This window comes from Simiduia agarivorans SA1 = DSM 21679, from assembly GCF_000305785.2.
Lineage (GTDB): Bacteria > Pseudomonadota > Gammaproteobacteria > Pseudomonadales > Cellvibrionaceae > Simiduia > Simiduia agarivorans.
This window is the reverse complement of the sequence record NC_018868.3, coordinates 3,155,221-3,168,043: the sequence shown is the minus strand read 5'-3', so window position 1 is coordinate 3,168,043 and position 12,823 is coordinate 3,155,221. Positions and strand designations below refer to the sequence as shown.

At 56.6% G+C, this 12,823-nt stretch carries 10 protein-coding genes; 3 read left to right on the top strand and 7 right to left on the bottom strand.

Translation table 11 applies throughout. The features are described from left to right. Positions 1 to 10: 10 nt before the first annotated feature. Entirely contained in the window at positions 11 to 1,474 is a 1,464-nt protein-coding gene (locus M5M_RS14305; protein ID WP_029880035.1) for a cobyric acid synthase, read from the bottom strand. 140 nt (positions 1,475 to 1,614) lie between these two features. Here M5M_RS14305 and M5M_RS14300 point away from each other — a divergent pair, with 140 nt between their 5' ends. Genes M5M_RS14300 through M5M_RS14290 form a run of 3 tightly spaced genes read left to right on the top strand, consistent with a single transcriptional unit; the run spans position 1,615 to position 5,283 of the window. Then, positions 1,615 to 3,444: a serine hydrolase domain-containing protein gene (locus M5M_RS14300; RefSeq protein ID WP_015048204.1), complete on the top strand. Its 1,830-nt coding sequence runs from the start codon at positions 1,615 to 1,617 to the stop codon at positions 3,442 to 3,444. Positions 3,445 to 3,475: 31 nt separating this feature from the next. Next, entirely contained in the window at positions 3,476 to 4,576 is a 1,101-nt protein-coding gene (locus M5M_RS19670; RefSeq protein ID WP_015048203.1) for a sensor histidine kinase, read from the top strand. After that, the gene (locus tag M5M_RS14290; protein WP_015048202.1) at positions 4,573 to 5,283 is read left to right on the top strand and encodes a LytR/AlgR family response regulator transcription factor; all 711 of its coding nucleotides are present in this window, start codon (positions 4,573 to 4,575) and stop codon (positions 5,281 to 5,283) included. The genes M5M_RS19670 and M5M_RS14290 overlap by 4 nt, the downstream gene beginning before the upstream one ends. A gap of 53 nt (positions 5,284 to 5,336) precedes the next feature. Here M5M_RS14290 and M5M_RS14285 read toward each other — a convergent pair whose 3' ends face one another. The 6 genes from M5M_RS14285 to M5M_RS14260 form a co-directional block, all read right to left on the bottom strand. Then, positions 5,337 to 8,075: a M16 family metallopeptidase gene (locus tag M5M_RS14285; protein ID WP_015048201.1), complete on the bottom strand. Its 2,739-nt coding sequence runs from the start codon at positions 8,073 to 8,075 to the stop codon at positions 5,337 to 5,339. A gap of 115 nt (positions 8,076 to 8,190) precedes the next feature. Further along, positions 8,191 to 8,793, bottom strand: coding sequence for a cob(I)yrinic acid a,c-diamide adenosyltransferase (gene cobO, locus M5M_RS14280; RefSeq protein ID WP_015048200.1), 603 nt, complete (start codon positions 8,791 to 8,793; stop codon positions 8,191 to 8,193). A 47-nt stretch (positions 8,794 to 8,840) separates the two neighbouring features. Next, complete coding sequence (locus tag M5M_RS14275) at positions 8,841 to 9,671, bottom strand: DUF4198 domain-containing protein (RefSeq protein WP_015048199.1); 831 nt, start codon at positions 9,669 to 9,671, stop codon at positions 8,841 to 8,843. Between the two features lie 12 nt (positions 9,672 to 9,683). After that, complete coding sequence (locus M5M_RS14270) at positions 9,684 to 10,151, bottom strand: DUF2271 domain-containing protein (protein WP_015048198.1); 468 nt, start codon at positions 10,149 to 10,151, stop codon at positions 9,684 to 9,686. After that, positions 10,148 to 10,738 (bottom strand): PepSY-associated TM helix domain-containing protein, encoded by a 591-nt coding sequence (locus M5M_RS14265; protein WP_015048197.1) that lies wholly within the window; start codon positions 10,736 to 10,738, stop codon positions 10,148 to 10,150. The genes M5M_RS14270 and M5M_RS14265 overlap by 4 nt, the downstream gene beginning before the upstream one ends. A gap of 66 nt (positions 10,739 to 10,804) precedes the next feature. Beyond that, on the bottom strand, positions 10,805 to 12,769 hold the full coding sequence (locus M5M_RS14260) for a TonB-dependent receptor domain-containing protein (RefSeq protein ID WP_016389603.1): 1,965 nt from the start codon (positions 12,767 to 12,769) through the stop codon (positions 10,805 to 10,807). Between the last annotated feature and the right edge of the window lie 54 nt (positions 12,770 to 12,823).

The window sequence follows — 12,823 nt, the reverse complement described above, 5'->3', positions numbered from 1 at the left end:
CTTTTTTATTTCAGCGGGCCATAAAAGCCTGCAACGCGTCGTTCCATTTGTGCTCCTGCCAATGCTGCGCCACGCAACTCGCCAATCGGTCCAACTCGGCCTCCAGCAACGCCTCATAGTCGGCCGCCACTGAATCGGTCAACCCCGCCCAGTTAAGCACTGCCACTAACGCGTCGGGCTGATTGAACACACCGTGCCAGTAGCAGCCAACAATATTGCCATCGGCAGAACGGAAACCATCGACAACACCGTCCTCACCCACAATCAACCCATCACAGGCTTGCAGCGGCTCGGTCACACCGGCGTGGATTTCATAGCCGGTCACCGGCACTGGCTGCGCCTGTCCGGGTAAGCGCAATTGGCCCTGACAATTTGTTAATGTTTTTACCTGCCCCATGCGGGTTGTGATCGGCAAATAAGCGAGGCCCCGGGTGCTGCCCGGTGCACCCTCCACGCCGATCGGATCATCCACCTGCTCGCCCAACATCTGCATACCACCACAGATGCCCATGAGTTTGCCGCCGTATCGCAAATGGGTTTGCAATGCCGTGTCCCAACCCTGCGCGCGCAGAAAATCCAGATCCGCGCGGGTATTTTTGGTACCGGGCAAAATTATCAGATCGGCCCCCGCCAGCGAACCGCCTGGCCCGACAAATTCAAAATCCACCTGGGGATGCAATCGCAGCGGATCAAAATCCGTGTGATTGCTGATGCGGGAAAACACCGGCACTTTCACTTTTAACGCCCGATCACTCTGCGCCGCCGTATTGGCCGTCAATGCATCTTCAGCCTCTGTGTGCAGCCCCTGGATAAAAGGCACCACCGCCAGCACCGGTTTGCCGGTGCGCGCTTCAAGCCAGTCCAGACCGGACTGCAATAAACCGATATCGCCCCGGAAGCGATTGATCACAAAGCCAATCACCCGCGCCCGCTCGGTCTCGGACAATAATTCCAGCGTCCCGACCAAATGCGCAAACACACCGCCGCGGTCTATGTCGGCCACCAGGATGACCGGGCAATCCACCGCTTCGGCAAACCCCATGTTGGCAATGTCGCCTGCGCGTAGGTTGATCTCCGCCGGGCTGCCGGCACCTTCCACCACCAGAGTCTGGTATTGCGACTGCAACCGCCGGAAACTTGCCAGCACGGCCTGCATCGCCACTTGCTTGTAATCGTGAAAGCCGGCCGCCTCCATATTAGTCAGGGCTTGCCCCTGCAATATGACTTGCGCGCCGGTATCGGAGTTGGGTTTCAACAACACCGGATTCATATCCGAATGCGGTGCAACGCCACAGGCACGCGCCTGTACCGCCTGCCCCCGGCCGATTTCACCCCCGTCCACCGTAACCGCCGAGTTGAGTGCCATATTCTGCGGTTTGAAGGGCGCCACCCTTACACCCTGCCGATAAAAAATCCGGCACAAGGCGGCCACCAAGGTGGTTTTACCGGCATCTGAGGTGGTGCCCTGCACCATGATACATGTGGGGTTTTTCACTGCACTTTCCAAACTACCGGGGCTCACCCCATCACTGACTTTGACCGCTGGTGTAAAACAGCAACACCGTTCGTGTGGTCATTCTATCCTGCCAGCATCGCAAAAAGGGAAAGGCCGATATGACATTATTACGATTACTGTTGATGGGTGCGCTGTTGGTGAATCACACCGGTGTGTTCGCTGAAGAGGCTGCGCCAACGGACTATCAAGCGCTGGAACAGCAACTGCTGACTACCCTGCTGGAGGAGAATATACCCGGTGCCCAGGTGGCCCTGTTTGATAGTCATGGGGTGCGCTGGCTTCGCAGTCTGGGACAGAGCCACCGCGACACCCAATCCTCAATGAGCGATGCGCACCTGCTGCGTGCCGGTTCCACGTCAAAAATACTGGTGTCGCTGGCCGTCCAGAAAATGATTCAGGCTGGCCACTTCAGTCTCGCGTCACCCGTTCAGGAACTGGCACCGGAAATCGCCATCAGCAATCCGTATCCCGCATCACCCGTGCGCGTCATTCATTTACTGGAGCACACCGCCGGGCTGGATGACATGCACTTTAAAAATATGTTTGATCACACGTATTCGGGCATTGCCCTGCTGGAGGCGATCAACCGCGATGCGGAGGCCTTAACGGTGCGTTGGCCTCCCGGCCAATGGCACAGCTATTCCAATCCGGGTTACGCCATATTGGGTTACCTGGTTGAAAAGTTCAGCGGTCAGCCGTTTGAGCACTATGTGCAGAATGAAGTCATCGCACCGCTGGGAATGTCTGCCAGCCGCTTCTACAAGAGCGGGCAAGCTATCGACGCTCTGGCCGGCGGGCATGACGACACAGGCCCGGTGCCTTTTACGCCTATTTACCTGCGTCCGGCCGGTGCCTTGCTCAGCAACGCACAGGATCTGGCAACGCTCGGCAGCGCCCTGCTGTCCACCCGGGTTGAATCGGAACTTGCGCTGGCCCGGGGCACTGTATCGGACATGGAATCCCCCACCAGCAGTTCAGCTGCGCGCGCAGGCCTGAGCTTTGGCTATGGTCAGGGCATCTACCAGGCCAGCGCGAACAACCACCGCTGGTACGGCCACGATGGCGGCATTACCGGCTTTGTGACCTCGCTGTTGTATTCGCGCGAATTGGACCGGGGCTTTGTGATCATGCTGAACAGCCATACCGGCAGCATGCGCCGCGTGCAATCCGTATTGACAGACTATCTGCTGGCCGCCACACCCGCCACGCCAGTCATAGCCCGGGACGCTATTTCGCCAGATATCGACGGCTACTACCGATTAGTGAACCACCGGAATGAGATCATGGCCGGACTGATGTACTTTGCCGCCGTAATCAAAGCGGAGGCTGCAGGCAGCGAGCTTGTCTTCAACCCGTTGATTGGCTCGGAGGAGCACACCACCCATATAGGTCAACAGCTGTTCGTTGAAGGCAAGCGAGCGCATGCCACGGTGGTATTCGGGCAAGAAAACGGCCAGGAATTTATTCATATCGACGGCCAACAATTTGAAAAAATCAGCGTAGTGTCCGCCTGGTGGTTTTTGCTGACGGTAGGGTTCAGTGCCTTACTCCTGCCCCTGTGCGTGCTGTATGCACCCATCTGGCTGATCAACTACTGGCGCGGAAAGATCAGGGGCTATCAACGCGTGCTGCTGCGCGTGCTGCCCTTGTGCGCCAGTTTTGGCTTGCTTGGCGCCCTATTGGCTGCCACCCAGCTGACACTCGACAGCGTGGGTCTGGTCAATGCCAAAACCCTCGCGATTGCTATCGGCAGTTTGCTGTTTGGTTTATTGAGTGCGGTTAACCTGCTATGCGTGTGGCGTTGGCACCGTCTGGAAGCCGGGCGCCTGGCACGGGGCTTGAGCGGGTTATTCGCGCTCGGCTTCGCTTACCTCAGCATCTATCTATTGGCATTTGACTACATTGGCATTGCTTTGTGGGCTTGGTAATCTGGCCGCACAATCCATGAGCCCTGACCCTATGGCAAATGCAAACCAACGCATCTTCTGGCTCTGCCATCTTGGCGGCTGGGGTGCATTGACGCTGCTGAATCTGATCGTGCGCACGGCGTCACTGGGCGCCTTTCACCTGGCCGAGTTGGTGGGTTCCCTTGCGATTTTCAGCAGTGGCGCATTTTTCACCTGGTTATGCCGGCGCGTCATCAAACACTATCGCTGGCTGGACTGGCATCCGGCCTTGTTGGTGGCGGCCGGGCTCGCCACCACCGCATTGGCCGGGCTGGCAACCGTGATCACCGGTCTGCTGCTGACTGATCTTGCGCTGGCGCTCTTTCTGGGTCTTGCCCCGGAATTTTCGCCGGCACTGGTGGCCGGAAACTTTGCCGCCATTACGCCGTTCGTGTTCATCTGGTTTTGCCTGTACTTTACCATCGGCTATTTACGCCGCTGGCAGCAAAAGACCCTGTATGCCTTGCAGCTGGAAAATTCACTCAAAGACGCTCAACTCAACGCGCTTTATGGCCAGATTAATCCGCACTTCATGTTTAACTGCCTGAATAATATCCGCGCACTGATGTTGGAAGATGTGGATCGCGCCCGCGACATGCTGACACAATTGTCACTCCTGCTGCGGCACGGATTGACCGACGCTTCACAGTGGGTCAGCCTCACAGATGAGCTGAAGATAGTGAATGCCACGATTCAATTGGCCGAAATCCAATTCGAAGAAAGATTGCGTTTTCAAAGCCAGATAAACATCACATCCGACAAGATCATTGTGCCCCGTATGATGCTGCAGTTATTGATTGAAAATGCGCTCAAGCATGGCATCGGTGAAACACCAAGTGGCGGCGAATTACTACTGCTGATTGAAGAACACGACAACCAGTTGCACATTAAGGTGCGCAACCCGGGTAGACTCAATGCCAGCCAGACCCAGCGCGGGTTCGGCACTGGTGCTGGCACCAGTACTCGCACAGGTACTGGCATAGGCATCAGAAATATTGAACAGCGACTTAAATTGCTCTATGACGACCAAGCCTTTTTTTCGCTGACCGAATCCCAGGGCGTGGTGACCGCCGAGTTACATCTGCCCACCGGGACCGAGGCCAAGTTCCCATGAAAACAGCGATAGTGGAAGACTCCCGTCTGGCACGACTGGAATTACAAAACCTGCTTAAAAAGGAAACGCGCATTGACATAGTGGGAGAGTTTGGCGACCCGCAGGTTGCTATCAAAGCATTAAACCAGCTTCAACCCGAGCTGTTGTTTTTGGACATTCAAATGCCCGGACTCAACGGCTTCGAATTGCTGGACGCACTCACCTACGCACCCAAGGTTATTTTTACCACTGCCTATGATCAATACGCACTGCGTTCATTTGAACACCGGGTAGTGGATTACCTGCTAAAGCCGGTAGAGCCGGTGCGCCTGTCTCAGGCACTGCAAAAAGCACTGGGAGAGGATGAGCCGGCAGACGCTAACGCCGAACCACTGACACCGGAATGCTCGGTATTCATCAAGCAGGATGACGCGTGTTTTTTTGTAGAGCTGAAAAGCATCCACGGCTTTGAAAGCGCTGGCAACTACAGCCAGGTCATCATGGAAAACTCGAAACCCATGATACACCGCTCACTCAACCAGCTGGAGCAACGGTTACCCGCTGCAGTTTTTCTGCGGGCCAACCGGCAAACCATTATTAATCTGAAAAGCATTGAACGGCTGGAAGTCTGGGTCAGCGGCAACCTGAGGGTCTGGCTCAAAAATGGAATGGAGGTGGATCTGTCGCGCCGTGCGTCACAAACGCTACGCCAATCCATGAGCCTGTAGAATATTGAACGAAAACAGCGGAGTCAGACTCGACCGAGTCTGACCCCGGTAGGTTACTTCACCGGTTTGCCATCGGCATCCAGTACCTGGACTTTCCCGAGTTTGAGCGATTCCACGCCGGCGCGGATTTTTTCCAGATCGCCGACAATCACCCACACCAGATTTTCCGGTGTCATTTCTGCCCTGGCCACATCGCGCACCTGCTCGACCGTGAGTGACTGGACCCGCTTGGCAAACGTCACCACATCGTCATCGGGGCGATCAAAGCGCACCTGCTCCGCCATCGCGCCGAGCACGGCGTTCATGGTTTCATAGCTGCCGGGCAGTTTTGCCACTTTGTTCATTTGGTAGCGCTTCAGCTCTTCCTGGGTCGCGGGACGCTTGCCCAGGTAGTCGCGCAATTCTTTCTGCACTTCGGCCAGCGCTTCCTTGGTTTTGTCGGTTTGCACCGGTGCATAGGCCATCAGCGGCTGCTGCGCCTGCGCATCCAACATGAAGGTATAGGCACCATAAGCCCAGTGTTTGTCTTCGCGCAGGTTCATGTTCAGGCGCGCGGTGAAAGCACCGCCCAGAATGGTATTGGCCATATCCAGAGCGAGATTGCTTTCGTCTTTTGCACTCGGCACCAATTGACCGGCCAGAATCACCGATTGCTGTGCACCGGGCTTATCGATCAGATAGACACTTGCACTGTCCTGCGCTGCCACCGCATGCAGTTTTTTCTCGCCTTTGGCGGACTTGGGCGCATCCCATTTGCCCAGCGTGCGCTCGAGCTCCGGCTTCAGTTCTTCCAGCGCCATCGCGCCCACCACAATCAGGGTGCCGTTATCGGGCCGTATCCACTGCTGATGGAAATTTTTCATGTCCTCAATGGTGATGGCCTTAACGCTCTCTTCCGTGCCGGAGCCCGTAAGCGGAATACCGTAGGCGTGATCACTACCGTACAAAAGTGGTGGCAAAGTGCGCAGTGCCATCGACACCGGCTGGGATTTTTCCTGCGCGATGCCGGCAATGGCGAGTGAACGCTTGCGTTCAACATCCGCTTCCCGGAACGCAGGATTCCCCAGGATATCGGCATAAATCTCCAGCGTGGGACGCAGATTGGTTTTCAACGCAGACAAACCAAAGGTGGTTTGATCCACGTTATTGTTGACAGTCCACTCGGCGCCCAAGGATTCCAGCTGTTCGGCAATTTCCAGCGCGTCGCGCTTCTTGGTGCCTTCCAACATGGTGCCGGAGGCCAGCTTGGCCAGACCGAGCTTGCTGCCGAAATCGGCCGCGTAACCGGCATCAAATTGCAGCGACATGTTCACCTGCGGCACGGTATCGCGACGGGCAAACACCACCTTCAGGCCATTGGACAATTCGGTGCGTTCAATTGCCGGAAAGGACAATTGGGGTACGGCACCGGTATCGGGCACCTGGCTGCGGTCCGCATCCTGACCAGACGCGGCCATTTTCGGGAAGGGTGTGACTTCCAACACCAGATCGCCTTCGGACAACCAGCGCTTGGCAACCGATTGAACGGTTTTCGTACTGGCTTCTTCCATGGTCAGCAGGCTTTTCTTGTAGGCACCCGGATCGCCCATGTACACCGCATTGCTGGCCAGAATATCGGACTTACCGCCCCAGCCGCCGACTTTTTCCACGCCGCGGACAAAGCCCGCAAACAAGCTGGTGCGCACGCGTTCCAGTTCTTTTTTGCTCGGACCTTTTTTCAGGAACAAGGCGATTTCTTCGTCGATCACGCGCTCAATCTCAGCAAGACTGACGCCGGGCTTGGCATCGGCAATGATGGTGAACAAGCTGGCGAGCTCAAACGGGAAATACGCCACATTCACACTGGTGGCAATCTGGTCTTCATGCACCAACCGCTTGTACAGGCGCGAGTTTTTGCCACCGGCCAGCAGTTCGCCCACCATCTGCATGACGTCGGCGTCGGTGCTGGCAAGCTCTGCGGTGTTCCAGCTTTTATACAAACGGGCCTGGGGTACGCGGTCCTGGGTTTTTACGCGCTTGGTATCTGTGCGCTTGGCGACCCAGGCTTTCTGCCGGTCGATGGGCTCACCCGGCTGCACAAAGCCGAAATACTTTTCCATTTTGGCTTTGGCAGTCGCCACATCGATATCACCCGCCAACACCACCACGGCATTGCTCGCGCCGTAGTACTCATTGAACCACTGTTTGACATCCTCAAGCGAGGCGGCATTCAGATCCTCCATTGAGCCAATAGTACTCCAGGAGTAAGGGTGCCCCTCTGGGAATGCCGCTTTTTGCAGAATATCCCAACTGCGGCCATAGGGCTGGTTTTCGCCCTGACGCTTTTCGTTTTGCACCACGCCGCGCTGCTCATCCAGTTTGGCCTGGTCGATGGCGCCCAGCATGTGGCCCATCCGGTCGGATTCCATCCACAAGGCCATGTCCAGCGCCGGCGTGGGTACGGTTTCAAAATAGTTGGTGCGGTCCAGCCAGGTGGTGCCGTTCATGTTGGTGGCGCCGGCTTTTTCAAACGGCTCAAAAAATTCGCCCGGATAGTTTTCGCTGCCATTGAACATCAGGTGCTCAAACAAATGCGCAAAGCCGGTCTTGCCGGGCTTTTCATCCTTGGAACCTACGTGATACCAGACATTCACCGCCACCACGGGCGCCTTGCGGTCGGTGTGTACCACCACGCGCAGGCCATTATCGAGGGTAAAACTCTCGTAGGGGATTTCAACCGAGTCGGTGAGGGGTCCGGCAAAGGTCTGACCGGCATACAGCAGGGCCGCGAGGGCCAGCGGCTTTTTCAACATAGCAAGCTCCGTTTGAAAGTATGAGGGCGCAGTGCACCCGCTAACCCTAGCACACTACGGCATCCCCACCGAAGCTCAAGCTCACTGGTCGTAACTGTGGCTCAGGCCATCGCAACTACCATTCAATGCCCTTTTGCGCGGCCACGCCCGACTGAAACGCATGCTTGATGGCTTTTACTTCACTGAAGGTATCGGCCAGGTCTTCCAGATATTTTTTTGCGCCGCGGCCGGTGATGATGACGGTCTGATCCCGTGGGCGGCGGCGGATGGCATCCAGCACCCGGTCTTTGTCGAGGTATTTGTAATTGAGGATATAGGTGAGCTCATCGAGTACCACCAGCTTGATTTCAGGGTCCCGCAACAGGTGTTCACTTTCTGTCCAGCAGGCTTCAGCAGCGGCCTTATCCTTTTCGGCATCCTGGGTTTCCCAGGTAAAGCCCGTGCCCATCACATGGTATTCCACACCGGGCAGGGTTTGCAGAATGTTTCGCTCACCGCACTCCCAGGTACCCTTGATGAATTGCACTATGCCCACCTTATAACCGTGACCCAGTGCGCGAACCGCCGTGCCGAAGGCAGAAGAACTTTTGCCTTTGCCGTCACCGGTGAGCACGATCACCACGCCGCGCACTTCGGTGGCGCGCGCAATGCCCGCATCCACCAGTGCCTTGCGCTGTTGCATGCGGGATTTATGGCGTTCGGCTTTATCGTCGGTCATGGTGTGCTCCGATTAAAAACGCACACTATACCAAATTGCGCGGAACACTATGGGTGCAGGACTTCCAGCGTCAGGTAGTAGCTGAAAAACGTCTCTGCAAACTGACCTTCGCTGTGTTGAATAGCGTGTTCTGCTTCCACGAGGAATCGACCCGCGCCCGGCCAATGCAGCGTCACATAGCCCTCGGCATCGGTGCTGAATTGCTGATCGCCCTGCATATCGCGATAGCGGGTGCCTTCAGGTGTCACCGTTACCGTGAGATTGGCCGCCGCCTCGCCGTTGAGAAAAAACCGGAGCTTTGTCGGTTCGTCGCTATAAGCAAGGTTGGGGTGTAACACGGGCACCATACTGAGCCCTTGTGACGCAGGCTGTTTGATCTGCGCATTCAGATTCGGCTCACCCAGAGAAATGTAGGTTTCGATACAGGACAACGACTGCATCCATTTAACCTGTGTAGCGTTGGCCGGAATTTTTTCTTTCAGCGACGCCAGACTACCGCGCGCGCGTTGCGGCTGCGTTTCACCCGGAACCTGCCAGGCGGCGAAATACATGGGTGACCTGCCGGCCTGCAAGCGATAGCTGCCCGGCTGATCAATGGCAATCTCTGCACTGGTGCGACGCGACATGTTAACCACGGATGACGGCGCCATTTCGTTGCCCGCGGGATCGAGCACCCGCAGATCATTTAGCGGCATCGCCTTGTCCACATAGAACAGGTTGTTGCTTGCGCTGTAATCCACGATCACGGTCTCCGCATCGCTGAGCGAAAAATCGCTTGGCAACAGCCAACGTTTATGCGCCATGCTGCTCGCGCTGAACAGGGCAATGGCAATAAATACGAAAATTTGCTTGCTGATCATCTGCATAGATTTATCCATAGATTGATTGCCTCAGGGCGCCAGGGTAAAAGCTACGGCGCCCAGTTCATGTTTTCCTTGCTGCTGTGAAGTCAGGCTTTTTCCCTGCCAGACAAAAGGCAGTTTGATATGCTCACGGCCGCCCACCTCGCGCACGGCTTCCACATTCAGCACATACTTCCCGGGCATTAACTCCAGCTGCTGAACCAGCTCATAGCGCCCCGGTTTGCGGGTAGCGCCGGTAACCCCATCCACTGGCAGCGCGAGGGACTTGCCGCCCCGCCGCCACCAGCTGCGCAAATCGCGATGCCATTTTTCCTGTTCCAGCCAATGGCTGATTTGTGCTACGGTTTTACGCTGATCGTTTTCAATCCATACGGCCACATAGGGGCGGTGGTACTCCGCCACATCCAATTGCGGTATCGCTACCTGTACCCTGAGTTCAGCGGCTTGTCTTGCATGGGCAACCAGCAGAGCCAAAAACAAAAACCCGTTTTTCATAGCACGAAAATCCCATAGATAAACAACGGAACCAATCCGCCCGCCAGCACCAGCGGCCAGGTGGACAGCCGCTTGCGCGCATGCACCCATAACAACCAAAGCCCGGTTAACGAAAAGAACATACACACCAGCGCCGTGATATCGATATACCCGGACCAGACACGGCCACTGTGTCTGCCCTTGTGAAGATCGTTGATCAAAGACACCCAGCCGTCATTGACCTCTTCATAAAAAAGTTCACCGGTTTCCACATCAAACACCACGGTGATCACGCCGCCCGGTTTGGGGTAATCAAACACCCATTCCACGTCGTCCTGTTCGAAACGCTGCGGCAACGGCAATGCAAACTGTTGGTCCAGTAACTGCGCGAGCAGCTCAAACTGTGCGCGCTCACCCTGTTGACGCCAATGAACGTGCTGACTTTCCGTCAACACCAACGTGCGCTGCTCGACCGAGCGGTTGGCCGAGAACCAGTCCGGGTGATTGAGGGTGATACCGGTCACCGAAAACGACAGCAGGCTCAGCAAGCCCAGCGCCGAACTGATCCAGTGCGTGGTCCTGGCCCACTTACTCCATTGCGGCTTCATACTTTATTCAATAAAAAAGTGGGCCCTGGCGGGCCCCAACTGAGACATGCGGTTAAGCACGGAAAACTAAAAACTGTAAGACGCCGTCAGTTTCACATTGCGACCCGGCTCGTAATCATTCAGCACCAAATGGCCGAAGCGCGGATGATTGGATTCGCCCACGCGCGATGCATGTGAGGTGTACTGGGCATTGAAAATATTGTCCACACCGGCCACCAGATAGAGGCCATCGATGGCCGCCGGTTGCCAGCGCAAGGACACGTTATGAATGTCGTAGCCGGGTTTATCCTGTGAGGGTTCATCCTCAATCAGGCGACTGGTCCACACCAGATCCCATTCGGCCAGGGTGTAAGCCAGCTCCAATCCGACGCTGTCGCCCACTTCGCGTTCAAGTGTGCCGCTGGCAGTCTGGCCGTGCGTATCGGAGCGTGAGCGCGCGTAAGTGAACAGCGCATTGAATTGCCCCACGGCATACACCAGGCTCAGCTCGCCACCGTCAATGTCCACCTTGCCCACATTGCTATCGCCGGTACGGGTGGAATACTGAATGGCGTTATCGATGTGGGTGCGGAAAAGATTAAAACCGGCCGTGAACTGATCGGCGCCGAGGATGGCGTCCCGGGAAAACTGCACGCCAATCTGGTCGTTGCGGGCCTGTTCGGCTTTCAGGTCGGGATTGGCCGGCTTACCAAAGCCCGCGCCCACCAGCACTTCGGTCAGCTCCGGCGCCTTGAACACTTCGGTGCTGCTGGCCAACAGTTGCAGCCCTTGCGTGAGATGCCATTCGGCTGCCAGCGCGAAACTCCAATCGCCGTAGGTTTCATTGCCGTTGACCGAATCGTTGCGGATCTGGTCATAGCGTACGCCCGGTGTCAGGAACACACTGTCGGTGAGGCTCAGCCGGTCCTGCAAATAGATTGCGCGCGCATCCTGGGATTCGGCCCCGAGTGCTGCGCCTTCTTCGATGTACTCGGTCTGGTAGTCGTTCCATTCGGCACCCAGCGTCAGCGCGTGATCCAGCCCCCAATGCAGATCCTGCGTTGCCAACAACACCACGCCGGTATTGTCTGCACGACCTTCCACTTCGCCGGTGCCGTAGAGGTTTTCCTCGTCGCGCCAGAGTGTGTAGCGGGCCTGGTAGCCGTTGATCACCAGCTCGCCGGCATCGCCCAGAGCACCCCGGTAACCCAGGTTGAGTGTTTGCCGGCCGAATTCTGTATCAAACAATACATCGCCCGAGATACTGCTGTTGGTGGCCACACCCATGTCGGGCCGGGGGGTGTAATCACCGCGATCGTCGTAGCGATCGTAAGTCAGCGTCAGGCGATGATCCGGGTTCAGGTCCACACCGAACTTCACCAGACCATTCATCTGGCGGCCGTCGTTGCCCAGAATTTCGGTGCCATTGCCGTCTTTGAAATTGCGCCGGTCAATCTGATTGATGTATCCGAGCAGATCGGTGTTATCGGTGAGCTTGCCATAGGCCGTGAGCGAACCGGAACTGGCTGCATTGGTGTTGTAACCCAGTTGCGCGCGCGCACCAAAGGACGCCCCCTGCAGCAGATCGGCAGCCGACTTGGTTTCAAACCGCACGGCACCACCGAGCGCGCCAGCCAACACCGAGTTCGCACCCACATCCACGTCCACCGACCGCAGAATATCCGGATTCACCAACAGGTTGCCCATGTGGTGGAACAGGTAATTGTTCTGGCGCGCGCCATCGATGGTGATATTGAGGTTGCGGTCATCCAGGCCGCGGATATTGATGCGCTGATTCACCGAATGGGTGCCGCCGATGTCGACACCGGGGATATCGCGCATCAATTCACTCAGGTGATCGGCCTGACGGGTGACGATCTGGGTTTCGCCCAGGTATACGGAAGAACTCTTCACTCGCGTGGCCCAGACCTGCACGGTTTCCATGCTGTCCTGCCCGTCGGTGGCGGTTGCCGCCACCGGATCTGTATTACCCCATACCTGGCCGGCAATCGCGGCCGCCATTAGCCCAATGGCAAATCCCTGCGTGTTCACGTGTGTTCCCCAATAATGGATTGTCAGTCATTTTTTGCAAATGATAACCATTAT

Coding starts and splice junctions, on each gene's coding strand:
- M5M_RS14290 (WP_015048202.1), top strand. CDS start 4,573: ATGAAAACAGCGATAGTGGAAGACTCCCGTCTGGCACGACTGGAATTA.
- M5M_RS14285 (WP_015048201.1), bottom strand. CDS start 8,075: ATGTTGAAAAAGCCGCTGGCCCTCGCGGCCCTGCTGTATGCCGGTCAG.
- M5M_RS14300 (WP_015048204.1), top strand. CDS start 1,615: ATGACATTATTACGATTACTGTTGATGGGTGCGCTGTTGGTGAATCAC.
- M5M_RS14270 (WP_015048198.1), bottom strand. CDS start 10,151: ATGAAAAACGGGTTTTTGTTTTTGGCTCTGCTGGTTGCCCATGCAAGA.
- M5M_RS14265 (WP_015048197.1), bottom strand. CDS start 10,738: ATGAAGCCGCAATGGAGTAAGTGGGCCAGGACCACGCACTGGATCAGT.
- M5M_RS19670 (WP_015048203.1), top strand. CDS start 3,476: ATGGCAAATGCAAACCAACGCATCTTCTGGCTCTGCCATCTTGGCGGC.
- cobO (WP_015048200.1), bottom strand. CDS start 8,793: ATGACCGACGATAAAGCCGAACGCCATAAATCCCGCATGCAACAGCGC.
- M5M_RS14305 (WP_029880035.1), bottom strand. CDS start 1,474: ATGGTGCAGGGCACCACCTCAGATGCCGGTAAAACCACCTTGGTGGCC.
- M5M_RS14275 (WP_015048199.1), bottom strand. CDS start 9,671: ATGGATAAATCTATGCAGATGATCAGCAAGCAAATTTTCGTATTTATT.